Genomic DNA, 22,410 nt, shown 5'->3' on the forward strand with positions numbered 1-22,410 from the left:
TTCCCTCTTAAATATTATTAATATCTTTTCTATTAAAACATTTATATAAATTTTCTCTAATCTAAAATAACAATTCCATTATCAACTATTCTAAATCTAACTCTATCTTCTCCAGCAAATAAGTGTTTTTCCAAAATAGCTAATCTATCTTCACCTAACTTCTCTAATCTTATTATACATTTACTCCAATACTCCAATAAATGCCCACCAGAAGCTTCAAATCCATTTATTGTCTCTCTTATTTGATTTGTTATGATAACAGGAATGTTATAAATCTTAGCTATCTTAGCCAAAACCTTTAATTGATTCCCTAACATTCTATTTAAAACAATATTTTTTTCAGCTTTGTCAGTTAGCTCTAATCTGTATAAAGAAGAGATATTATCAACAACCACTAAGCTAATGTTATTTTTACATATCTCTATCAGTTCTTTTTGAATTACCTTATCTTGTTCAAAAAAATCAAATACATTATAAATAATCATATTTTTTAATACATCCTTGTAATTTTCAGTTATTTGTTTTAATCTCTCTATAGATAATCCACTCTCAGTATCAATATATACAACTTTTCCTTCTTTGGAGTAGTTTATAGTGTTTAACAAACAAATATTTGTCTTACCAGCTCCTGGCTGACCATATATTTGTGTTAAGAGTCCTTTATTAGCATAGCCCAGAATAATATTTCTTATCATAGTATCTCTTCTAATATAATTTTCACAGCTTTATCCACAGCTTTTTTTACCTCTTCTGACAATCCTGGGTTTATTTCTGGGATGGGTAAATTTTTTACCTGACATCCAATAACCTTTACCTCAATCCCTTTCTCTGCCAAGTCTTTTAAAAATGGGGCTAAAGGGACAGCATGAGCATCAAAAGTATATTTTCTTATATTAGGTAACTCATCTACACTTAAAATCTTTATCTCCCCAGGTTTTAATCCATAATCAATGGCATCAACAATTATTATTTTCTCTACATTTTCATCTACTATATCCATTAAATAGTAAGCTCCACTAGCCCCAGCATCAATAAGCTTAACATTTTCAGGTAATTTTATTTCTTCCAATCTTTTTATAACTTCATAGCCAAAACCGTCATCACCAAATAAAACATTTCCACAACCAACTATTAAGATCATTGTTTCACTTTTTCTATTAACTTATTTAACTCTTCAACAAACTCCTTCTTCTCAACATCTAAAAACTCTCCAACAATAATTTTATCTTTTAGCTCCTCTTCATCCATATTTTTAGCTTTGTTAATATTAATTGAATGATCTTTAATATACTTTAACACATCAACAGGCTTTCTTGAAATATTTAACCTTCCATAGTATGTTGGACACTGTGAAATTACCTCAATAAAGGCAAATCCTTTCTTTTTTAATCCCTTTTTTATTGATCTAACTAGCTGTATAGGATGTGCTGTTGTCCATCTTGCAACATAAGATGCTCCTGCAGAGATTGCCAATTTACATAAATCAAGTTCATTTTCGATATTGCCATAAGGTGCTGTTGTGGCTCTTTTCCCATGTGGAGTTGTTGGAGAAACTTGCCCTCCTGTCATTCCATAAATATTGTTATTTACACATATAACAGTTAAATCAATATTCCTTCTACATCCATGTATAAAATGGTTCCCCCCTATTGCTGCCAAATCTCCATCTCCAGTAAAAACTACAACATATTTATCAGGCCTAGCTATCTTCACACCAGTAGCAAAGGCTATAGCCCTACCATGTGTTGTATGTAGGGAATCACAGTATAAATATCCTGGTATTCTTGAAGAACATCCAATTCCAGAAACAGCTATATAATCTTCAGGCTTTATATTTAAATCTATTAAAGCTTTTACAAAACAGTTTATTACAATTCCATTTCCACATCCTGGACAAAATATGTGGGGTAATCTATCTTCCCTCAAATATTTTATAGCAAAGTGCAAACATCTCACCCAGTGGGTTTTTATCCTTTTGTTAGAAAAATAGATTATATAATAGTTGCTATTTATTAAAGAAAATAAATATTTAAAAAATTCTGATGTCTTTTGTGATAAATACTAAAATTAATAAAATAAATTCAAAGATAAAAATTAATAACACATCTTTCAATTTTGGATTTTCTATACTTTCCAATGTTCTTAACTTTCCATCATAGCATCTACTAAGCATATATAAATAAGCTTTCTCCCCTTTTTCAAAAGCCCTAATAAAAAGCTGTGCAGCTAATATACCAAGAGATCTATATGATGTTTTTAAATCTTTATAACCTAACCTTGTTTCTTGGGCAAATTTTATTCTGATCATTTCATCTAACAATACAAAGATGTATCTATAGATCATCATTAACATTTCAATAAACACTGATGGAAACTTTAAATCTCTTAAAACATAAAAAAGTTGAGGCATTGGTGTAGTTAAAGCTAAGAATAACATTGATGAAACTCCCCCTAACATTCTGCTAAAAACTAACAGTCCTAAATTTAATCCATATTTATGAAAAGATATTTTAAAACTAAAGATAGGAATAGAGAAGATCTCATTAGTTCCATACCAAATACTCATAAACACTAATGTAAATATTCCAAAGCCAATAGCTGGAGTTATAAGATAGAGATATATTTTTTTTGGTATTTTTGCTTTAAATATTATAAGATAGCTCATTACAAAAAATATAACAATTGGAACAACTATTGATGTTGAGATAACTGAAGTTATTAAACATAAAATAGCAAACAAAACCTTCAATTTTGGATTTACATTCTTTAAATTGTTGTTATAAGCTAATGTATCTATACTATATTTCAAAAAAGATCACCAAAAAAATTTTTTAGTGTGTGGATTCAGCTTTACCTTTATAGTAACCTATAAAGTATCCAATAATTATTGCCCCAATAGCAGCTTGTACTGCAAATAATAAACTCTCTATCTCTCCACTAGGTGGTTCCCATATTGGTTGAAACCATGGATGATATTGTGGATTAACATCTTTTATTACATCCTCAGCCTGATCGTCAGAACCTTCAAAACTACCTTTAACAAATGCTAAAGGGATGACACATAGGAGAATAATTATCCCTAATAGAACAATATGTTTGGTTTCCATTTATTCACCTCCAGCAGGAGCTACATTTACATTAATTTCACTTTCATCAATAACTCCCAACTTTAATAATAAGTCTGGTTTTAATTTCTTTAGATAATCCCAAATTATCATTGTTAATAAACCTTCAGCTATAGCTAATGGGATTTGTGTTATTGCAAATACTGTAGCAAATGCTGTAAATGTAGCTATAGGGTCTTTTCCAGGAAAGGCTAATGTTAGTTGAAGAGATGTTGTAGCATAAGTAGCCCAATCAGCAAACATTGCTGCTAAACCTACAACATATGTAGAATCCATTTTTCCTTTTAGAGCTTTATATATCAACCATCCTACAAATGGTCCAACAATACCCATTGAGAAAACATTAGCTCCTAATGTTGTAATCCCTCCATGTGCTAAAAATAATGCTTGGAACAGTAGAACAATAGATGCTAACACTGCAGTAACAGAAGGACCAAATAATACTGCCCCTAAACCATTACCACATGGATGAGAACAACTTCCAGTAACTGAAGGCATTTTTAAAGAACTGAGGATAAACATATATGCACCTGCTATAGCAACCAATGGTTTAGCTTCAGGCATCTCATCAAACAGTTTTTTCAGTTGCATAACCCCATAAATCCAAACAATACCTGACAATATATACCAAAATGCACACCACATAGGTGGTAAGAAACCTTCCATAATGTGCATAGTATCACCATTTCAAAAAAACTTTATAACTTCTTAAAATATTTTTAATTTATATATATTTTTCTATAATTTTAAGTTTAAAATATTTAAATAAACTAAATAGAAAAGTTTATATACTACTTATGTAATTTAATTTATCTGCTGTTGTTGCCTCGGTAGCTCAGCCTGGTAGAGCGCCTGACTTGTAATCAGGCGGTCGGGGGTTCAAATCCCCCCCGGGGCTCCATTTATGTGGGCCTGTGGGGTAGCCTGGTCTATCCTCTGGGATTTGGGATCCTGGGACCCCAGTTCAAATCTGGGCAGGCCCACCACTTGTGTCCGGCGGTAGTTCAGCCTGGTAGAACGGGGGACTGTAGATCCCCATGTCGCTGGTTCAAATCCGGCCCGCCGGACCATTCAAAATCTTCTAACCGAAAAGTATATATATAAGAAAAACATTATTTATGTAACGCACATTAAGGTGGGCTCGTAGCTCAGCCTGGCAGAGCGCCTGGCTTTTAACCAGGTGGTCGAGGGTTCAAATCCCTCCGAGCCCGCCACTTCTTTGTGGTACGGCGGCCATAGCGGGGGGGATACACCCGTTCCCATCCCGAACACGGAAGTTAAGCCCCCCAGCGATGCCCCGAGTACTGCCTTTTGGCGGGAAAGGGGCGACGCTGCCGGCCACTTTTTATTTTTAGGTTATCCTTGGCTTATATGCCCTGGTGGTGTAGCCCGGCCTATCATACGGGACTGTCACTCCCGTGACTCGGGTTCAAATCCCGGCCAGGGCGCCAATTTTTAATTTTATCACATTATATTTAAAAATTTAAATTTAGTGATTTTAAATGAAAATTTCTAGCTTAATAAAATGTCTATTTTTAAATGTGGATAAAAAATATTCAAAAACTAAAGAATTAGATATAAATGAATGTATAGGTTGTGGATTGTGTACAAAACACTGCCCTACAGAGGCTATAAAAATATTTAAATTTAGAAATATAATTTGTGAGCACTGTGGAGTTTGTTTAGATATATGTGATGCTATTATAGGGAATAGATTTTCTATAGATGAAAGCAAATGTAAAAAATGTGGAATTTGCCTACTTTTCTGTTCCATTCCTGTAATTAAAAATAATGTCCCAAAACCAAAAACTCCTATAATTTTAGAATACAAATGTAATGAATGTGGTTTATGTTCATGTGAAGCTATAGATTTAAAGAATAAAAAAATTGATGAAAACAAGTGTAAATTTTGTCTAGAATGTGTTAAAAAATGTCCATTAAAAGCTATAATTACTCCTGAAGAGTATGTTAAATCTATGTTCATTAAAGTTGATGTTGAAAGTTGTATATTTTGTAGGATGTGTGAAGAGGTATGTCCAATAAAAAAATAGAAGAGGCTAAAAAAGATTTTAAATATTTAATAAACAGGGGATATAAAAAAGAAGTGGCAATAAATTTTGTAGGAAATCATTATAAATTGACAAAATTGGAAAGATTAAGAATTTTAAGAGAAGTGCACAGTGATAAAGAAATAGAAATTGTTAAGAATAAATTAACTCCATTAAAAGAGTTAAAAAGAGTGTATGTAGATGGATTTAATGTTCTTATAACAATTGAAGCTTTTTTAAAGAATAGAGTTTTTTTATGTGATGATGGGATATATAGGGACTTAGAAAGGGTTTATGGAAAATATAAAATTGGAGAATATACTGAGAAAGCTATTAAATTGCTATTAAATGTTTTAAAAGATAAAGAATTTTGTATATATTTGGATGCTCAAGTTTCTAAAAGTGGAGAGTTAGCCAGAAGGATTAGAGAAAAGATAGAAAAAATGAATTTAAAAGGTAAAGTACTCTGTGTTAAAAACTGTGATTCTATTTTAAAAACAAAGCCTGCTGTAATGACATCTGATTTATACATTATTTTAAGTGAAGATGTTAAACATGTTGTAGATATTATCAAAGAGGTGAAATAATGGAAGCTGTCATTTTATCAGCAGGTTATGGTTCAAGAATGGGAAATATCCCTAAATCTCTATTAAAAATATGTGGAAAAGAGATACTTTATAGGACAATGAAACTCTTGTCTGAGTGTGGAGTTAATAAGTTTTATATTGTTGTAAATAACATATATAGAAAAGATTTTGAAGATTTTCTAAAAAAGCATAATTTTAATGCTCATTTAATAATAAATAATAATCCTGAAAGAGGTAATGGTTATTCTTTACATATTGTTAAAAACCATGTTAAAGACAGATTCATATTAGTTATGAGTGACCACATCTATACAAAAGAATTTATTGAAGATGCTATAAAGGGTGAGGGGTTAATAGTTGATAAATATCCAAAATATGTTGATATAGATGAAGCCACAAAAGTGAAAGTAAAAGATGGAAGAGTTGAAAAAATTGGTAAAGAGTTAGAGAACTTTGATGCTATTGACACTGGATTTTTTATTTTAGATAGTGGAATATTTAAAATTACTGAAGAATTGGAGAAAGAAAAGGAAATTATTGAAATGAGAGAAGTTGTTGAAAGAGCTAAATTAAGAGTAACATTTGTTAATGGAAAACCTTGGACAGATGTTGATATACCAGAAGATATAAAAAAGGCTAAAAGGATGTTAATAGAAACTGCTGTTAAAGGGGATAAAGATGGGTTTATAAGTAGATATATAAATAGAAAAATATCTACAAAGATAAGTTATTTTTTAGTAGATCATTTTTCCCCAAATACATTAACTATATGGATATTCTTATTTGGGATACTATCAGCTTTAACAGTTTTATATAATCCCATATTAGGAGCAATACTTTATCAAATAAGCTCTATACTTGATGGAGTTGATGGAGAAATAGCCAGAGCTAGATTAGAAACTAGTAAATTTGGAGGATATTTGGATTCTATATTAGACAGGTATGTTGATGGAGCTTTTTTATCTATATTAGCTTATAAAACACTTTCAAGCAATCTTTGGTTTTTTATAGCTATGGTTGCTTTGATAGGGTGTATAATGATAAGTTACACATCAGAGAGATTTAGAGGTGCTTATGGAAAAGATATGTATGAAAGTATAGAAATACTAAAAAAGATTCCAGGAAAAAGAGATGAGAGAATATTTTTTATCATGATTATGGTAATTTTGAATTTAATAAAACCTATGTATCTTATTTTAGCTATATATACTAATTTAAGAGTAGCAATTATGATTTACTTATCAAAAAAATTAGTCTAAATATTTTAAAATCCCTATATCCAACCCCATTATCTCCCTTAAGTACCTAAGAATAAACAACTTTACTTTCCAATCATCAGAGTAAAAATAGGAAGAAATATTTTTTATCCACATTTTTTGAACTATCTCTAATACAGGTAAAACCCTATCTTTTATTTTGTCTTCACTAATTTTCAAGTCCTTAATATTTGTAAATAAATAGTATCTATCATTTTTTGTCTCAACTGTGATATAATGTTCAACTCTCATAATTCCTTTATCTCTAATTTTCTTATCAACAAACTTAATTTTTCCTTTTTCCCAGTAAAAATTCTCCTTTATGTTATACCTAACCATAACATCTTTATTATTTAAAAGTATTTGGAATAGCTTCCTTAAAAAACTTATTATTAGGGTTTTTTCATAAATCATTGATTCTGTAGCAAAAGCTATTACAGTCTTCTCAAAATTTATATATGTGGTCACTGTTGAATAATACTCTATACCTTCAAGACAGTATTTTGAAGTTTTTATAATCTCCTCAGGTATTCTTTCCCCTATATCAATAATATTATCTAAACTTAGTTCAATCTTATTATCTCCAAAATCAAATACTATCTTATCCCTATATAATGTGATATCTAAAGGTTCCCATTTTTTATACAAAAAACTATATAATTTTCGATGATGTTTGGTTATCACAACGCCCCTCCCTGAAAACTTTGCAACATAACTCATTAACATCACCAACAATATAAATAATTTAGAATCTTTAAAGTATAAATACCTCTTACTGAAATATAAATAAAAAGGTTATTAAGGTGAGACATTGTTTTTTAAAAAGCTTAAAGAGGCTGAAGTAGCTTATACTTTTGATGATGTTCTACTTGTACCTAATGCCTCTTATGTAGAACCAAAAGAAACTGATGTTTCTACAAATTTATCAGGTTTAAAATTAAACATCCCTATTCTCTCTGCTGCTATGGATACAGTTACAGAAAAAGAGATGGCTATAGCATTAGCAAGATTGGGGGGGTTAGGGGTTATACACAGAAATATGAGTATTGAAGAGCAAGTTCATCAAGTTTTAGCAGTCAAAAAAGCTGATGAAATTGTAATTAAAGATGTAATTGTTATATCTCCAGAAGAAACTGTAAAAACTGCTATAAATCTGATGGAAACATATTCTATAAGTGGTTTACCAGTTGTAGATGGAGAAAAGTTAGTAGGGATAATAACACATAGAGATGTTAAAGCTATTAAAGATAAAGACAAAAAAGTTAAAGATGTAATGACAAAAGATATTGTTTATGCTAAAGAAAATATAACTGAAGAAGAAGCTTTAGATATAATGTACTCAAATAGAGTTGAGAGGCTACCAATAGTTGATGATGAGATGAATCTTATAGGTATTGTTACTTTAAGAGATATTTTAAAAAGAAGGAAGTATCCACAAGCTGCAAGAGATAAAAAAGGTAGGTTATTAGTTGCAGCAGCCTGTGGACCGCATGATTTTGAGAGGGCTAAAGCTTTAATAGAAGCTGAAGTTGATGCCCTTGTTATTGATTGTGCCCATGCCCACAACATGAGAGTTGTTGAGAATATTAAGAAATTTAAAGAACTTTGTGGTGACACTGTTTTAATTGCCGGAAATATAGCTACAAAAGAGGCTGCTGAGGATCTAATAGCTGCTGGTGCTGATGTTTTAAAAGTGGGTATTGGGCCGGGAAGTATATGTACTACAAGAATTGTTGCTGGTGTAGGAGTGCCACAATTAACAGCTATTGCTAAAGTTGCAGATGTAGCAAAAAATTATGAAATACCTGTAATAGCTGATGGAGGGATAAGATATAGTGGGGATATTGCTAAAGCTATAGCTGCTGGTGCTGATGCTGTAATGCTTGGTTCATTATTAGCAGGTACTGATGAAGCTCCTGGTAAGTTGATGGTTATAAATGGTAGAAAGTATAAACAGTACAGAGGAATGGGGTCATTGGGAGCTATGATGTCTGGTTCTGGAGATAGGTATTTCCAAACTGTTGATAAAAGTCATATGAAACATGTTAAACTAGTTCCTGAAGGTGTTGAGGGAGCAGTACCTTATAAAGGTCCAGTAAGTGAAGTTATTTTCCAACTATTGGGGGGTTTAAGAGCAAGCTTAGGATATTGTGGAGCTAAGAATTTAAAAGAGTTACAAGAAAAAGGAAGATTTGTTATCATAACCCAAAGTGGTCAAAGAGAGAGCCATCCACATGATATACTAATAACTAATGAAGCTCCTAACTACCCATTAGGGAGATGATGAGGGCATTAATATTTTTAGGGATATTGTTAATATTCATAGGATTTTTTTTAGTAACATTGGGTATGATTTTACCAGATAAAGAGAAAAAAGAAGAGAATGTAGAATACGCTGGAATTATCATGATAGGCCCTATTCCAATAGTTTTTGGCAATTCAAAAAATCTAATTATATTCTCTATATTAATAACTATACTAATGATCATATGGATATTAATGTTCTTACTTTCTTTTAGGGTGGTAAAATGATAAAAAAAGATGAGATTATAGAGATATTTAATGAATATAATAAAGATGAAATAACTATAGCTACTTTAGGTAGCCATACAGCCTTACATATATTAAAAGGATCTAAATTAGAAGGGTTTTCCACAGTATGTATAACAGTGAAGGGTAGAGATATCCCATATAAAAGGTTTAGAGTAGCTGATAAATTTATATATGTAAATGATTTCTCAGAGATAAAGGATGAAGAAGTTCAAGAGAAGCTCAGGGAGATGAACTCTATAATTATTCCACATGGATCATTTATAGCCTACTGTGGGTTAGATAATATAGAGAAAAACTTCTATGTTCCTATGTTTGGAAATAGAATGATATTAAGATGGGAGGCAGAGAGGGATTTGGAGAGGAAGTTATTAGAAGAAGCTGGGATAAGAGTGCCTAAAAAATTTGAGGATCCAAATGATATAGATAGATGTGTAATTGTTAAATTTCCTGGGGCAAGGGGAGGAAAAGGATATTTCATAGCATCCTCCAAAGATGAATTCTATAAAAAAGCTAATGAATTAATTGATAAAGGTATACTAACAGATGAGGACTTAAAGAAAGCACATATAGAAGAATATATTATTGGAACAAACTTTTGTTTCCATTACTTCTACTCACCACTAAAAAATGAAGTTGAATTATTAGGAATTGATAAAAGATATGAGAGTAATATTGATGGATTAATAAGAATTCCTGCTAAGGATCAATTAGAATCAAATATTAATCCTAGTTATGTAATAACTGGAAATATACCTGTTGTTATTAGAGAGAGTCTCTTACCAAAAGTTTTTGATATGGGTGATAAATTAGTTGAAGCTTCAAAATCTATAGTTCCTCCAGGTATCATTGGACCATTTTGCTTACAGAGTTTATGTACTGACAGCTTAGAGATAGTAGTCTTTGAAATGTCAGCAAGAATAGATGGAGGAAGTAACAGTTTTATGAATGGTAGTCCATACTCATTCCTCTATAATGGAGAACCTCTAAGTATGGGTCAGAGAATAGCAAGAGAAATAAAATTAGCTTTAAGTTTAAACATGATAGAAAAAATAATTTCATAAAAAAGGATTTAAATCTTCATATCTTTTATTTTAGCTGCTAATCTCTTACCCATATTATAGCAGTTTTCTAATTCATCTTTTGTTGGGACATAGTAAAGTTCATATTTATCAATAACTTCAAATCCACAAGATTTTAATTCTTCTTCTAATCTATTTACAGCTCCTCCTTCTCCACCCATAGATCCAAAGACTAAAGCTAGTCTCTTAAATCCTGCTCTATTGAACTTCAAACCTCTTAAGTAATAAATTAAGTCTCCAACACTTGGATATGGTTCATCATAGATTGTTGGAGCTCCTAATAATAGGGCTTTACTATCTAATATATCTTTAACTATTTCACTTCTCTCATCATAGTGTAGGAAGTACATAACTACATCAATTCCCTCACTCATTAATCCTTCAGCAAATGCATGAGCCATTTTTTGTGTTGAGTAGTGCATTGTATCATATACAATTGTGACTTTATCTTTAGCAGCCTTTCCTGTAGCAAAGTCTTGATATGCCTTAATAACCTTCATTGGATCTGTCCATATTTGACCATGTGAAGGAGCTATCATTTTTATTTTCTCTAATAATCCTAAGTTTTTAACCTCTTCAAATTTCTTTAATACAAGTTTTGATAGAGGTGTTATTAAGTTAGCATAGAATTTCTGATTAGCATCCATTAATACATATTCAGGAATGTCTTTATCAAATCTCTTATGGGCTGGGTAGCATAGGTGTTGTCCAAATGCATCATTTGAGAATAATATTCCTCCCTCATTGTAGAATGTGAACATACTGTCTGGCCAATGTAATAGAGGAGCTTCTAAGAATGTTAATGTCTTACCTCCTAAATCAACTGTATCCCCTGTTTTAACTACTTTAAATGGAGCATTTTCTAATGATGGGTAATGCTTCTTCAGTCCTTTAACAGCAACTTCTGTACAGTATATTGGTGCTTCAGGGAATTTTTTATGAATCTCTGGTAATGCTCCACTGTGATCTTTTTCTACATGGTTTTGTACTATAACATCTATCTTAAACTCTCTTCCTTCTTTCTCAAATGCATCTTTTATTCTTGCCCACATTTGAGCAGAAGTTCCTGGATAGGTGTTGTCTATTATAGCTACTTTCTCATCTCCAAAGACTAAATATGCATTATAAGTAGTTCCCTTTAATGTATACCCATGATAAACTCTTATATCCCAATCTAAAACTCCTACCCAATAAACTCCGTCTGCAATCTTTACAGCATCTGCTTTCATCTTTTCACCTTGTTATATTTTACGTTTTTAATTATTGTAATTTATTAATATATTTGCCTTATGGTGCGTAGTTCATAACTGTTTCATAACCATAATTACGAAAATCGGATAAGATTATTTAATTGCAGATATTAAATTTGTTAATTCCTACCTCTCTGTATCATATAAATCTCTTTAACATCATCTAATGTATTTATATCATCAACCCCTTTATCTTCTCTAAACCTAACAACTCTTGGAAATCTTAAAGCAAAACCACAGGGATATTTATCAGATTTTTGGATTTCTTCATATGCTACTTCAACAACAATTTCAGGCTTAACTTCAACTTCCTCCCCAAGATCTCTAATGATGATTTTGTCAATTCTCTGTTTTAGATATTCTAAATCTTCTTCAGTTAATCCTGTTCCAACATGGCCAATAGGATAAAGATTCCCCTCCTCATCCCTAACAGCTATTTCAAAAGAACCATACCAGTCTTTTCTCTTGCCCATTCCTCTCTTAGCTTTAGTAATTACAACATCCAAACTTTCTAAAGTCGGTTTAAATTTATACATAGTTCTTACTCTACTTCCTGGAGTGTATGGTGCATTAAGATTTTTTATCATAACTCCCTCATGTCCTATAGATAAACTCCAATTGTAAAACTCTCTAGCTTCTTCAGGATTATCTGTAACAAGCTTATAAGAAAGATCTATAATTTTATCAGCTTTTAATTCTTCTTCTATTCTTTTTCTATCCTTTTTAAAATCATTTTCATACCCAAATATACTTTCTAAAACTTCTCTCCTTTTTTTAAATGGCTCATCTATATAAGAAACACCATCTTTGTAAAGAATATCAAAGAGATACACTCTTAAATTGATCTCTTTCATAAACTTACTTATATCATACTTTCTTCTAAACCTTCTTAGTATATCTTGAAATGGCCTTGGTTTTCCTGTGTTTTTATCTATAGCTACACACTCTCCTTCAACTATAAGTTTATCAACATTTATTCCCTTTATAGCATTGACAATCTCTGGTAAGGCATTAGTTACATCTTCTAACCTTCTACTATAAATCTTCACATTATTTCCACTTTTATGAATTTGAACCCTTGCCCCATCAAATTTTGTTTCAAACTGTGCTTTTCCCATTTCCAATATTGCCTGCTCTATAGATGGGGCTATTTGAGCAAGCATAGGTTTTATTGGTCTAAAAAGCTTTAATTTTAGCTCATCACTGTCAAGCTCATTTTTTAAAAGTTTTTCAGCTAACAAACCAATATCATTTGTAATTGCATATATCTTCTCCAACCTTTCCTTTGGTATATTAAAATAAATAGACAGTGCCTCCAATATTGTAGGGACATTCATTCCAATTCTCATATCTTCTAATATTAATCTTGCTAAATATCTAGCCTCAATAGGTGTAGCTCTTAAAAATAGCCCACTAATAAGCCGTATTTTCTTTTTTTGAGAACCTTCTCCTTCTATTTCACCAACTCTTCTTAAAGTTTTATAAACTTCATCAACAGTTAAAGGCTGATAGAGAAGATATCCATGTTTTACCTTTCCTATAAGTCTTTCAATAGCAAAACCAATATCTCCAGTTTTTTTAATTTCTTCCAACAATTCATTTTTATTTATACCTATTGATACTACAGAGTTTATTAACAGCTTTTCTCCAATTCCTAACTCTCTCTCATCATATTCAGGATACACTCTTCCTATAGCAATGTAACAAATCTTTTTTAAATCTTCAGGATCTTTAACCATTTCAATAAGTTTTATAAAATAATCCCTTTTCTCTAATCTTTTTGTAGTTTTTTCAATATTGTCAAAAATTTTACAAACATCTTTCCAAAGCATTATCATCCACCACTACTTTTCCATCTTTAATATCTTTTCTATATGCCTCTAATAATAAATTCTCTTTCCCTAAAAATTCAGCAACTGTTTTAAAATCTATATTGATCTTCTTTCTAAAGTTTTTATCTCTCAACAAGTGATGATCCATTATAATCTCTGCACCAGTCTTGTCTTTAACCTCTTTTATATTAGCAACAGCCTTCTCTAAATTCTTTTTTCCATATCTATGGATTAGATATGTAGGAGGACCACCTATAAAGATAATGTCAGGTTTTTCCTTTATAATATAATCTTTTATTTCATCAAACAAAATACCTTGTATATCTGAAGTGTGTAAAAATGTTTGATCTTCTTTAACTGTAGTCATAATAACATACCCTAACTTATCATCCTTTCCATGAGGAAATGGAGGAGAGAATTTTATAATTGTTTTATTAAAATCAAACATTCTGTTATCTGCAAACTCTATCTTTTTTGCTAAATCTTTAACTCTTTCTAAGAACTTCTTAGCTCTTTCTTTTTGACTTTTATTTATATACTCCTCTGGATGTTTGATTAGAAGTATTTTATCTCTATATATCTCATTAGCATAGTCTTTTGAAGCAAGATATATATCATCAAAAAATGGGGTATAGTGATCATAATGATAATGGGAAATAACAATAACATCTGCTTTTTTTGCAAAGTTATTTATTTTTTCTCTAATTTTATCTAAAGCTTTAAATTCAATCTTATTAGGTTTTAATCCATATCTATCTGGAGCTAAAGCAACACCTGGATCAATTAATACTTTTACATCTCTTGTATCTACATATGTAGCCATAGACCTAACTCCTAAACTTTCTGATGCTATTGGTATGATTTTCATAAACATCACTTAATGATATTTAAATATACTATTAGTATAATTATAAAAATATAAATAATACTCTACCTCTACAAAAACTAAGAGTTATAGAAGGTGAAACATTATGATGGCTGTTAATAAATTAGATAAAGTAGATATAAAAACACTTGAAAAGATAGCTAAGAGAGTTAGGTATAAAGTTGTTAAAATGATAGGTTTAGCTAAATCTGGACATCCTGGGGGGAGTTTATCTGCTGTGGACGTAATGGTAGCTCTATACTTTGCCATAATGGATTATGATCCAAACAAAAAAGATAGAGATAGGTTTGTTTTAAGTAAAGGTCATGCTGCTCCAGCTTTATATGCTATACTCTCAGAGCTTAATATTATTGATGAAGAAGAACTCTGGAAGTTAAGAAAGTTGGAAGGAAAACTTCAAGGACATCCATCTATGGACACTCCTGGAGTTGAGATAGCTACAGGTTCATTAGGACAGGGATTCTCTGCAGCAGTAGGGATGGCTTTAGGTTATAAGATAGATAAATTAGATAAACACATTTATGTCCTCCTAGGAGATGGAGAGTGTCAAGAAGGTATAGTTTGGGAGGCTGCAATGGCTGCTGCACACTATAAATTAGATAATCTAATTGCCATAGTTGATAGAAACTTCTTACAGATAGATGGGCATACAGAAGATGTTATGGCTCTTGGTAATTTAGCTGAAAAATTTAAAGCGTTTGGATGGGATGTTTTTGAAATAGATGGGCATAACTTTAAAGAGATAATAGAAACAATAGAAAAAGCAAAATCTCTAAAGAATGGTAAGCCAAAGATGATTATTGCATATACAACAAAAGGAAAAGGAGTTTCATTCATGGAAGGTAATGTAGGGTTCCATGGAAAAGCCCCTAATGAAGAACAGCTAAAAATAGCTTTAGAAGAATTAAAAGAGGGAAAAAATGATTAAAATTGGAGCATCTATCTTATCAGCTGACTTCAGATTTTTAAAACATGAGATTGAGAAAGTAGAAAATGCGGGAGTGGATTTTATACATGTGGATATGATGGATGGTCATTTTGTGCCTAACATAAGTATGGGTATAGGAATAGCAAATTATGTAAAGAAAATAACAAATCTTCCAGTAGATGTCCATTTAATGGTTGAAAATGCTGATATATTTTTAAATGAGTTTAAGGATATGGATTTTATAACATTTCATATTGAAGCTGTAAGATTTCCATTTAGAATGATAAACAAAATAAGAGAACTGGGTGCTAAGCCAATAGTTGCTATAAATCCTGCAACCCCATTAGATATGATTGAATATATCTTAGAAGAGGTTTATGGTGTTTTACTTATGACTGTTGAACCTGGATTTTCTGGGCAGAAATTTATAATGCCTATGCTAAAAAAGATAAAAAGATTAAAGAATTTGATAGAAGAGAATAATTTAGAAACAAAGATATTAGTAGATGGAGGAATAAATAGAGAAACAGCTTATTTAGCTGTAAAATCTGGGGCAGATTGGTTAATAGCTTCATCAGCTATCTTCAGAAATCCTGATGTGAATAGGGCTGTTAAAGAATTAAGAGAATCAGCTTTAAAAGCTTTAGGTGAGAGAAATGAAATTAACAGGAGTTTATAAAGGAATGAGAAAAGGTTATGGAGAAACACTGATAGAGCTTGGTAGGAAGTATGAGAATTTAGTTGTTTTAGATGCTGACCTTTCTAGTTCAACTCAGACAGCGATGTTTGCTAAAGAGTTTCCAGATAGATTTTTTAATGCAGGGGTTGCTGAACAAAATTTAATGGGTATGGCTGCAGGATTAGCTACTACAGGAAAGATAGTTTTTGCCTCCTCATTTGCTATGTTTGCTGCTGGAAGACCTTGGGAGATAATAAGAAATTTAATAGCATATCCAAAGCTAAATGTTAAAATAGTAGCTACACATGCAGGGATAACTGTTGGAGAGGATGGGGCTTCTCACCAAATGTGTGAAGATATTGCTATAATGAGAGCTATCCCTAATATGGTTGTAATAGCTCCAACAGATTATTACCATACAAAAAATGTTATCAGAGAGATAGCAAAATACAATGGTCCAGTATATGTAAGAATGCCAAGGAGAGATACTGAAATAATTTATGAAAGTGAAGAAGAGGCAAGTTTTAAAATAGGAGAGGGAAAAATATTATTTGATGGGGATGATATTACAATAATAGCTACTGGAGAAGAAGTTCCTGAAGCTTTGAGGGCTAGAGAGATTTTAAAAGAGCATGGAATATCCGCACAGATTATAGAAATGGCTACTATAAAACCTTTAGATGAGAAAATACTAAAGAAGAGTAATAATTTTATTGTTACTGTTGAAGACCATAATATTATTGGTGGTTTAGGTTCAGCTGTTGCTGAGGCTATAGTTAATGATGATAAGAAACTACTAAGAATTGGAATAAATGATGTTTTTGGAAAGAGTGGAAAGGCTGAAGAATTATTAAAATATTATGGATTGGATGGAGAGAGTGTAGCTAAGAGAATATTGAAGGTGATAAAAAATGAAAAAGGGTACTGAACTTTTAAAAAGAGGATTTGCAAAGATGGTAAAGCATGGAGTAGTTATGGATGTAACCAATGTTGAACAAGCTCAAATAGCTGAAGAAGCTGGAGCTGTTGCAGTAATGGCTTTAGAAAGAGTGCCAGCAGATATTAGGAAAGAGGGAGGAGTAGCAAGAATGTCTGATCCTGCTTTAATAGAAGAGATAATGGATGCTGTATCCATCCCAGTTATGGCAAAATGTAGAATCGGCCATACAGCTGAAGCTAGGGTGTTAGAGGCTATAGGTGTAGATATGATTGATGAAAGTGAAGTTTTAACTCAAGCTGACCCATTCTTCCACATATATAAGAAGAAATTTACAGTTCCATTTGTTTGTGGAGCTAGAAATTTAGGTGAGGCTGTTAGAAGAATATGGGAAGGGGCAGCAATGATAAGAACTAAAGGAGAAGCTGGAACAGGTAATGTTGTTGAGGCTGTTAGACATATGAGATTAATGAATGAAGCTATAAGACAGATATCAGAGATGGATGATGAGTCAATATATGAAGTAGCTAAAGTCTTTTCAATGAGATATGCTGAACTAGCAATGCAAGTTAGAGAGAGTTTGGGCTACCCTCATGAAGTTTTAGAAAATGAGCCTATATATGAAGGATTTACTCTAAACGAGATTATAGATGGAATATATAAAATTTTATTAGAAATAAAAAAGATAAAAAGATTACCTGTCGTTAATTTTGCTGCTGGAGGAATAGCTACACCAGCTGATGCAGCATTAATGATGAGCTTAGGATGTGATGGAATATTTGTAGGTTCAGGAATATTTAAATCAGAAAATCCATTAGAAATGGCAAGAGCTATTGTTGAGGCTACATACAATTATGATAAACCAGAAGTTGTAGCTGAAGTTAGTAAAAATCTTGGAATGCCTATGAAAGGGATTGATGTTACAAAACTAAAAGAAGAAGAGAAGTTACAAATAAGGGGAGATTGAATTATTTAACTCTTTCAAGCTCACTAACTATACTCCAAATTTGAGTTCTTGTGTGTAAAGGCATGTTTGGATCATTACTTATTTCATCTAAAATATGTATTGCTGTAGCACTTCTAACTATTGGTTCCTCTTTTTCATTTAAAACAACATTCTTAGCTTTCTCAGCAGCAGCTCTTATGTTTCTAGGAACTGTTGTATCATTTATTATTTCATCTAACATCATAGCTACTCCTTTTAAAATCTCTTCTGGAGATCTTTCATCTTTTGCCACAGTCCCAAATACCATCTTTCTCACCTCTTACAAGTTTTAATATTATATAGCTATATTTAATAGTTAAGCTTAAAGAATAATATTAAGATTATGGTGAGTAACACATGTGTGGAATTATTGGATATATTGGGAACAAAAAGGCTTCTGAAGTTCTATTAAATGGCCTTAGAAGATTGGAGTATAGGGGATATGATAGTTGTGGAATTGGGGTAATTGATGAAGATTTAATAATAAAAAAAGATGTTGGAAAAGTTGAAGAGGTTGCTAAGAAAGAAGATTTTTTAAGTGTTAATGGTAATATTGGTGTAGGACATTGTTTACATCCAGATACATATGTTGTCTTATCAGATGGGAGAATAAAAAAGATTTCTGAAATTGATGAAGATGAGGTTTTATCAGTTAATTTTAATGATTTTAAATTATATAAGAAAAAGATTATAAAATTTAAGCACAAATCTCCAAATATATTATATAAAATAAAAACTGATTTTTCTGAGCTATTAACTACTGGAGAGCATAAGATTTTTGTTTTAGAAGAAGGAAAAATAGTAGAGAAATGTGTTAAAGATTTAAATGGAAATGAATTAGTTGGAGTTGTTAGAAAAATAGATTATAAATTTGATAATAATGAAATGAACCCCGAGCTATTACAAATTATTGGATATACTATTATTAAAAAACACATTAAAAATGGAACACTGTTTTTAAGAGACAGGGAAAGGGAAGTTTTAGAAAAATATAGAGAGTTATTTACAAAGATTTTTAATATAAATGGAATTATTAAAAAAGAGGAAGATTATTATCTATTAGAAATAAACAGCAAAGAATTAATTAACTGGTTTAAAAATAATGTTCCAGAGCTATTTCATCAAAATGAAAAAACTCCAAGTTTTGTATTTAAATTAAGTAATAGTTTATTAGCATCATATTTAAAAGGGGTATTTGACTCATCATATGTTGATGATAAGATTTACTTAGAAATAAACTCTGAAGAGTTTTTAAGAGAAACTCAGTTCTTACTTTTAAGATTTGGAATTTTAGCCTCATATTCAAAAAATGGGAAGTTTAAGATTATTATAGATGATAAGATATCATTAGAGTCTTTTAAAAAGTATATTGGTTTTACTTCAAAGAGTAAATTGGAGAAGTTAAATAAAATAGAAGGAAATGAAAATTTAAAATACTTTAATGGAAACATAGTTTGGACTAAATTTAAAATTGAGAAAGTAGAGTCAGATGTTGAATATGTTTATGACTTAGAAGTTGAAGATTTTCAAAATTTTATTGGAAATTTAATAATCAATCATAACTCAAGATGGGCAACACATGGGAGAGTTTGTAAAGAGAATGCTCACCCACATACAGACTGTAAAGATGAAATTGCTGTAGTTCATAATGGAATAATTAGTAATTACAGAGAGTTAAAAGATGAATTAATTAAAAAAGGACATAAGTTTAAATCAGAAACTGATTCAGAGATTATTGCTCATTTAATTGAAGATTTAATAGAAGATAATTCAGAAGAAGGATATATTAAAGCTGTAAAAGAAGCTATAAAGAGATTAGAAGGAAGTTATGCTGTTGCTATTATAAATAAAAGATTTCCAAATATACTTATTGGAGCTAAAAATGAAAGTCCATTAATAGTTGGTATTGGAGAAGATGAAGCATTTTTGGGTAGTGATATTACAGCCTTCTTAGAATATACAAATAAAGCTATCCCATTATATGATGGAGATATTGTTATTATAAAAAAAGGAGAAAATGGTTTAGATATAAAAATTGAGAACAATGGAAAAGATGTTAAAAGGGAGGTTATAGAAATAAATTGGGATATTAACCAAGCAGAGAAAAAGGGTTATCCCCATTTTATGTTAAAAGAGATAATGGAACAGCCAGAAATACTGAAGATTTCATCTAAAATATCTAGTGAAGAAATAAAAAAATTAGCTAAGCTAATAAAAGATAGTGAAAAAGTATATTTCATTGGAATGGGGACATCTTATCATGCCTGTATATATGCTGAATATCTCTTTTCTAAGTTAGGGAAACTTGTCATAGCCTGTGATGCATCAGAATTTTTAAATAAAGGAGTTGTTGATGAAAAAACTTTAGTGATAGCTTTGACACAGAGTGGAGAGACATATGATACATTAAAAGCTATGAGGTATGCTAAAGAAAGAGGAGCTAAAGTTGGAGCTATAGTAAATATCCTTGGATCAACTGCCACAAGAGAGGCTGATATAACTGTATTAATGGGAGCAGGACTAGAAATTGCTGTTTGTGCTACAAAAACATTTACTTCACAGCTGATGATAATATATAGACTATTCATTGAATTTGGAAAACTTTTAAATAAGGATATGGCTGTTTATGAAAGAGCTATAGAGAAGATACCAAAGTATGTTAAGGAAGTTTTAAATAAAAAAGATTATATTGAAAGAGTAACAAAAGATTTAAAAGTTAATAATTATATCTTTATATCTAGAGGAATTAATATTGTTAGTGCATTAGAAGGTGCTTTAAAGTTTAAAGAAATAACATATCTGCATGCTGAAGGGATGAGTGCAGGAATGTTAAAGCATGGGACAATATCCTTAATAGATGAAAGAATGGATACTATAGCTATTGTTCCTCCAAAAAATTCCAGAGTTTTTAACTCAATTATATCAAATATTGAAGAAGTTAAAGCAAGAAATGGAAAAGTTATAGCTATAACCCCTGTAGAAATAGAGACAGCTGATTATAATATCATAACTCCAAATGTTATAGAGGAAATCTCTCCTATAATATATGCTCCAGCTTATCAATTATTAGCTTATTATAAGGCAGTACAATTAAATAGAGATGTAGATAAACCAAGAGGATTGGCTAAGAGTGTTACTGTGGAGTGATAAATATGGTTTTTGAAAAAATAATAAAAAAGATAAGAGGAAATAAAGATCTTCCAAAACCTGTAGAAGTTCCTGAAGAGGAAGAGTATGAGGTAATAGGTGAAGAGACACAAACAGTAATTTTAGATGAAGAAGAGAAAAAGGAGGAGGTTAAAGAAATTATTAAAATTGAAAAAATACTTCCAAAACTTTTTGTTGTTAGGATAAAGCATCCTTTAGACTTTAGAGAGATTAAAGGACAGATTCCTGACTATGATGTGATTATCATAAACTTTGAAGAAGTTCCTGAAGAAGCAATTATAAAAGAGATTACAGATTTTAAAAGCTATTTAGATACAATAAATTATAGATATGGATTAGTTTCTGAAAATGTTTTATTATGCTTTAGAAATGATGTTGAATTAGATAAATATGTTTCAAAAATAAAAGAAGATGTTGAGGAGATTAAAGAATGAGAATTGCTATAACAGGAACCCCTGGTGTAGGAAAAACAACAGTATCAAAAGTTTTAGCAAAAAGATTAAATATGGAAGTTATTGACATAACTGATGTGGTAAAGAGATATAGGTTGTATATAGATTATGATGAAGATATGGAATCATATGTTATAGACTTTGAAAAATTAAATAATTTTTTAAAAGATAAAGATAATATTATCTTAGATGGTCATGTTTCACATCTGTTAAATCCTGATTATACTATTGTATTAAGATGTGATCCAAAGATTATAGAAGAGCGTTTAAGAAAAAGAGGTTATAAAGATAAGAAAGTGTTAGAGAATGTTCAGGCAGAAATATTGGATGTATGTTTATGTGAGAGTAAAGGAAAAGTTTATGAAATAGATACAACTAATAGAGATGTGGAAGATATCGTTAATGAGATAATAGAAGCTATAAAAGAAGGTAAAGAGAGAAAAGGGATAGTTGATTGGTTAAGCAAATATTATGAATATTTGGAGATATGAATTAGATAGTAGAAAGATTTTTATATGAAAAGCTTAAATAGAGATTCAAACTATTTTGTGAGGGATGATGAAACATCGATGTGCTGATGTATATGATGAACACGCCCTTCACTGACCTAATTTTCTATGTATTTAAAATTTTTGTTATTTGTTT

General features: G+C 30.8%; 24 protein-coding genes, 5 tRNA genes and 1 rRNA gene. 19 read left to right on the top strand and 11 right to left on the bottom strand.

The features are described from left to right. Positions 1-56: 56 nt before the first annotated feature. The 6 genes from radB to METVI_RS0105560 form a co-directional block, all read right to left on the bottom strand. Positions 57-695, bottom strand: a complete 639-nt coding sequence (radB, locus tag METVI_RS0105535) for a DNA repair and recombination protein RadB (protein WP_004589745.1) — start codon at positions 693-695, stop codon at positions 57-59. Beyond that, positions 692-1,141 (bottom strand): coenzyme F420-reducing hydrogenase, FrhD protein, encoded by a 450-nt coding sequence (gene frhD, locus METVI_RS0105540; RefSeq protein ID WP_004589744.1) that lies wholly within the window; start codon positions 1,139-1,141, stop codon positions 692-694. The genes radB and frhD overlap by 4 nt, the downstream gene beginning before the upstream one ends. Next, entirely contained in the window at positions 1,138-1,947 is an 810-nt protein-coding gene (locus tag METVI_RS0105545) for a 2-oxoacid:ferredoxin oxidoreductase subunit beta (protein ID WP_004589743.1), read from the bottom strand. Before METVI_RS0105545 ends, frhD begins: the two co-directional genes overlap by 4 nt. An 82-nt stretch (positions 1,948-2,029) precedes the next feature. Next, complete coding sequence (gene cbiQ, locus METVI_RS0105550) at positions 2,030-2,809, bottom strand: cobalt ECF transporter T component CbiQ (protein WP_004589742.1); 780 nt, start codon at positions 2,807-2,809, stop codon at positions 2,030-2,032. A 22-nt stretch (positions 2,810-2,831) separates the two neighbouring features. Then, positions 2,832-3,107: an energy-coupling factor ABC transporter substrate-binding protein gene (locus tag METVI_RS0105555; protein WP_004589741.1), complete on the bottom strand. Its 276-nt coding sequence runs from the start codon at positions 3,105-3,107 to the stop codon at positions 2,832-2,834. Beyond that, positions 3,108-3,800, bottom strand: a complete 693-nt coding sequence (locus METVI_RS0105560; RefSeq protein WP_004589740.1) for an energy-coupling factor ABC transporter permease — start codon at positions 3,798-3,800, stop codon at positions 3,108-3,110. It lies immediately after the preceding gene. A 149-nt stretch (positions 3,801-3,949) separates the two neighbouring features. On the opposite strand from METVI_RS0105560, the gene METVI_RS0105565 reads away from it, so the two are divergent. From METVI_RS0105565 to METVI_RS0105605, 9 genes are all read left to right on the top strand, one after another. Beyond that, positions 3,950-4,026 (top strand) — tRNA-Thr (locus tag METVI_RS0105565). A 7-nt stretch (positions 4,027-4,033) separates the two neighbouring features. After that, positions 4,034-4,111: transfer RNA gene (locus tag METVI_RS0105570), tRNA-Pro, on the top strand. Between the two features lie 7 nt (positions 4,112-4,118). Continuing rightward, positions 4,119-4,195, top strand: a tRNA-Tyr gene (locus METVI_RS0105575). 67 nt (positions 4,196-4,262) lie between these two features. Beyond that, positions 4,263-4,339: transfer RNA gene (locus METVI_RS0105580), tRNA-Lys, on the top strand. Positions 4,340-4,350: 11 nt separating this feature from the next. Further along, positions 4,351-4,465, top strand: a 5S ribosomal RNA gene (rrf, locus tag METVI_RS0105585). 33 nt (positions 4,466-4,498) lie between these two features. Further along, positions 4,499-4,576: transfer RNA gene (locus METVI_RS0105590), tRNA-Asp, on the top strand. A 51-nt stretch (positions 4,577-4,627) separates the two neighbouring features. Next, positions 4,628-5,176, top strand: coding sequence for a 4Fe-4S binding protein (locus tag METVI_RS0105595; protein ID WP_004589739.1), 549 nt, complete (start codon positions 4,628-4,630; stop codon positions 5,174-5,176). Beyond that, complete coding sequence (locus METVI_RS0105600; protein ID WP_004589738.1) at positions 5,158-5,760, top strand: DUF434 domain-containing protein; 603 nt, start codon at positions 5,158-5,160, stop codon at positions 5,758-5,760. Before METVI_RS0105595 ends, METVI_RS0105600 begins: the two co-directional genes overlap by 19 nt. After that, a complete protein-coding gene (locus METVI_RS0105605; RefSeq protein WP_004589737.1) occupies positions 5,760-7,019 on the top strand; it encodes a bifunctional L-myo-inositol-1-phosphate cytidylyltransferase/CDP-L-myo-inositol myo-inositolphosphotransferase in 1,260 nt (419 codons plus the stop codon). Before METVI_RS0105600 ends, METVI_RS0105605 begins: the two co-directional genes overlap by 1 nt. Here METVI_RS0105605 and METVI_RS0105610 read toward each other — a convergent pair. Beyond that, the gene (locus METVI_RS0105610) at positions 7,011-7,736 is read right to left on the bottom strand and encodes a CheF family chemotaxis protein (protein ID WP_004589736.1); all 726 of its coding nucleotides are present in this window, start codon (positions 7,734-7,736) and stop codon (positions 7,011-7,013) included. The genes METVI_RS0105605 and METVI_RS0105610 overlap by 9 nt on opposite strands. Before the next feature lie 91 nt (positions 7,737-7,827). On the opposite strand from METVI_RS0105610, the gene guaB reads away from it, so the two are divergent. From guaB to METVI_RS0105625, 3 genes are read left to right on the top strand one after another with little or no spacing between them, the layout of a single operon-like run. Then, on the top strand, positions 7,828-9,300 hold the full coding sequence (guaB, locus tag METVI_RS0105615; protein WP_004589735.1) for an IMP dehydrogenase: 1,473 nt from the start codon (positions 7,828-7,830) through the stop codon (positions 9,298-9,300). After that, positions 9,300-9,548 carry a TIGR00304 family membrane protein gene (locus METVI_RS0105620; RefSeq protein ID WP_004589734.1) on the top strand — a complete coding sequence of 83 codons (249 nt, stop codon included), beginning with the start codon at positions 9,300-9,302 and terminating at the stop codon, positions 9,546-9,548. The genes guaB and METVI_RS0105620 overlap by 1 nt, the downstream gene beginning before the upstream one ends. After that, complete coding sequence (locus tag METVI_RS0105625; RefSeq protein WP_004589733.1) at positions 9,545-10,630, top strand: formate--phosphoribosylaminoimidazolecarboxamide ligase; 1,086 nt, start codon at positions 9,545-9,547, stop codon at positions 10,628-10,630. The genes METVI_RS0105620 and METVI_RS0105625 overlap by 4 nt, the downstream gene beginning before the upstream one ends. An 8-nt stretch (positions 10,631-10,638) precedes the next feature. Here the strand turns inward: METVI_RS0105625 and METVI_RS0105630 are convergent, their stop codons facing one another. The 3 genes from METVI_RS0105630 to METVI_RS0105640 all read right to left on the bottom strand — a co-directional run bounded on the left by METVI_RS0105630 (position 10,639) and on the right by METVI_RS0105640 (position 14,598). After that, on the bottom strand, positions 10,639-11,877 hold the full coding sequence (locus METVI_RS0105630; protein WP_004589732.1) for an FprA family A-type flavoprotein: 1,239 nt from the start codon (positions 11,875-11,877) through the stop codon (positions 10,639-10,641). A gap of 140 nt (positions 11,878-12,017) precedes the next feature. Then, a complete protein-coding gene (locus tag METVI_RS0105635; RefSeq protein ID WP_004589731.1) occupies positions 12,018-13,730 on the bottom strand; it encodes an ATP-dependent DNA ligase in 1,713 nt (570 codons plus the stop codon). Next, positions 13,708-14,598 carry an MBL fold metallo-hydrolase gene (locus tag METVI_RS0105640; RefSeq protein WP_017981112.1) on the bottom strand — a complete coding sequence of 297 codons (891 nt, stop codon included), beginning with the start codon at positions 14,596-14,598 and terminating at the stop codon, positions 13,708-13,710. The genes METVI_RS0105635 and METVI_RS0105640 overlap by 23 nt, the downstream gene beginning before the upstream one ends. A 103-nt stretch (positions 14,599-14,701) precedes the next feature. Between METVI_RS0105640 and METVI_RS0105645 the strand changes: the two genes are divergently transcribed. From METVI_RS0105645 to pdxS, 4 genes are read left to right on the top strand one after another with little or no spacing between them, the layout of a single operon-like run. Further along, positions 14,702-15,544, top strand: coding sequence for a transketolase (locus METVI_RS0105645; protein ID WP_004589730.1), 843 nt, complete (start codon positions 14,702-14,704; stop codon positions 15,542-15,544). Then, complete coding sequence (gene rpe, locus METVI_RS0105650) at positions 15,537-16,223, top strand: ribulose-phosphate 3-epimerase (protein WP_004589729.1); 687 nt, start codon at positions 15,537-15,539, stop codon at positions 16,221-16,223. Before METVI_RS0105645 ends, rpe begins: the two co-directional genes overlap by 8 nt. Beyond that, on the top strand, positions 16,201-17,151 hold the full coding sequence (locus METVI_RS0105655; RefSeq protein ID WP_004589728.1) for a transketolase family protein: 951 nt from the start codon (positions 16,201-16,203) through the stop codon (positions 17,149-17,151). The genes rpe and METVI_RS0105655 overlap by 23 nt, the downstream gene beginning before the upstream one ends. Further along, a complete protein-coding gene (gene pdxS / locus METVI_RS0105660; RefSeq protein WP_004589727.1) occupies positions 17,135-18,127 on the top strand; it encodes a pyridoxal 5'-phosphate synthase lyase subunit PdxS in 993 nt (330 codons plus the stop codon). Before METVI_RS0105655 ends, pdxS begins: the two co-directional genes overlap by 17 nt. Position 18,128: 1 nt before the next feature. Here pdxS and METVI_RS0105665 read toward each other — a convergent pair whose 3' ends face one another. Next, positions 18,129-18,413 (bottom strand): UPF0147 family protein, encoded by a 285-nt coding sequence (locus tag METVI_RS0105665; RefSeq protein WP_004589726.1) that lies wholly within the window; start codon positions 18,411-18,413, stop codon positions 18,129-18,131. 89 nt (positions 18,414-18,502) lie between these two features. Here METVI_RS0105665 and glmS point away from each other — a divergent pair, with 89 nt between their 5' ends. The 3 genes from glmS to METVI_RS0105680 are packed head-to-tail and all read left to right on the top strand — an operon-like array spanning position 18,503 to position 22,256. Continuing rightward, entirely contained in the window at positions 18,503-21,292 is a 2,790-nt protein-coding gene (glmS, locus tag METVI_RS0105670; protein ID WP_004589725.1) for a glutamine--fructose-6-phosphate transaminase (isomerizing), read from the top strand. Between the two features lie 5 nt (positions 21,293-21,297). Further along, the gene (locus METVI_RS0105675) at positions 21,298-21,747 is read left to right on the top strand and encodes a hypothetical protein (protein ID WP_004589724.1); all 450 of its coding nucleotides are present in this window, start codon (positions 21,298-21,300) and stop codon (positions 21,745-21,747) included. After that, positions 21,744-22,256: an adenylate kinase family protein gene (locus METVI_RS0105680; protein ID WP_004589723.1), complete on the top strand. Its 513-nt coding sequence runs from the start codon at positions 21,744-21,746 to the stop codon at positions 22,254-22,256. The genes METVI_RS0105675 and METVI_RS0105680 overlap by 4 nt, the downstream gene beginning before the upstream one ends. Positions 22,257-22,410: the final 154 nt, after the last annotated feature.

This window comes from Methanocaldococcus villosus KIN24-T80 (genome assembly GCF_000371805.1).
Lineage (GTDB): Archaea > AGJL01 > Methanococci > Methanococcales > Methanocaldococcaceae > Methanocaldococcus > Methanocaldococcus villosus.

Excerpts from the sequence above, each read along its gene's own strand:
- METVI_RS0105625 (WP_004589733.1), top strand. The coding sequence starts at position 9,545 with ATGATAAAAAAAGATGAGATTATAGAGATATTTAATGAATATAATAAA.
- METVI_RS0105555 (WP_004589741.1), bottom strand. The coding sequence starts at position 3,107 with ATGGAAACCAAACATATTGTTCTATTAGGGATAATTATTCTCCTATGT.
- METVI_RS0105630 (WP_004589732.1), bottom strand. The coding sequence starts at position 11,877 with ATGAAAGCAGATGCTGTAAAGATTGCAGACGGAGTTTATTGGGTAGGA.
- METVI_RS0105675 (WP_004589724.1), top strand. The coding sequence starts at position 21,298 with ATGGTTTTTGAAAAAATAATAAAAAAGATAAGAGGAAATAAAGATCTT.
- glmS (WP_004589725.1), top strand. The coding sequence starts at position 18,503 with ATGTGTGGAATTATTGGATATATTGGGAACAAAAAGGCTTCTGAAGTT.
- METVI_RS0105645 (WP_004589730.1), top strand. The coding sequence starts at position 14,702 with ATGATGGCTGTTAATAAATTAGATAAAGTAGATATAAAAACACTTGAA.
- rpe (WP_004589729.1), top strand. The coding sequence starts at position 15,537 with ATGATTAAAATTGGAGCATCTATCTTATCAGCTGACTTCAGATTTTTA.
- radB (WP_004589745.1), bottom strand. The coding sequence starts at position 695 with ATGATAAGAAATATTATTCTGGGCTATGCTAATAAAGGACTCTTAACA.
- METVI_RS0105635 (WP_004589731.1), bottom strand. The coding sequence starts at position 13,730 with ATGCTTTGGAAAGATGTTTGTAAAATTTTTGACAATATTGAAAAAACT.
- METVI_RS0105640 (WP_017981112.1), bottom strand. The coding sequence starts at position 14,598 with ATGAAAATCATACCAATAGCATCAGAAAGTTTAGGAGTTAGGTCTATG.
- METVI_RS0105610 (WP_004589736.1), bottom strand. The coding sequence starts at position 7,736 with ATGAGTTATGTTGCAAAGTTTTCAGGGAGGGGCGTTGTGATAACCAAA.
- METVI_RS0105605 (WP_004589737.1), top strand. The coding sequence starts at position 5,760 with ATGGAAGCTGTCATTTTATCAGCAGGTTATGGTTCAAGAATGGGAAAT.
- METVI_RS0105560 (WP_004589740.1), bottom strand. The coding sequence starts at position 3,800 with ATGCACATTATGGAAGGTTTCTTACCACCTATGTGGTGTGCATTTTGG.
- METVI_RS0105655 (WP_004589728.1), top strand. The coding sequence starts at position 16,201 with ATGAAATTAACAGGAGTTTATAAAGGAATGAGAAAAGGTTATGGAGAA.
- METVI_RS0105595 (WP_004589739.1), top strand. The coding sequence starts at position 4,628 with ATGAAAATTTCTAGCTTAATAAAATGTCTATTTTTAAATGTGGATAAA.
- METVI_RS0105680 (WP_004589723.1), top strand. The coding sequence starts at position 21,744 with ATGAGAATTGCTATAACAGGAACCCCTGGTGTAGGAAAAACAACAGTA.
- METVI_RS0105600 (WP_004589738.1), top strand. The coding sequence starts at position 5,158 with ATGTCCAATAAAAAAATAGAAGAGGCTAAAAAAGATTTTAAATATTTA.
- METVI_RS0105620 (WP_004589734.1), top strand. The coding sequence starts at position 9,300 with ATGAGGGCATTAATATTTTTAGGGATATTGTTAATATTCATAGGATTT.
- frhD (WP_004589744.1), bottom strand. The coding sequence starts at position 1,141 with ATGATCTTAATAGTTGGTTGTGGAAATGTTTTATTTGGTGATGACGGT.
- METVI_RS0105665 (WP_004589726.1), bottom strand. The coding sequence starts at position 18,413 with ATGGTATTTGGGACTGTGGCAAAAGATGAAAGATCTCCAGAAGAGATT.
- pdxS (WP_004589727.1), top strand. The coding sequence starts at position 17,135 with ATGAAAAAGGGTACTGAACTTTTAAAAAGAGGATTTGCAAAGATGGTA.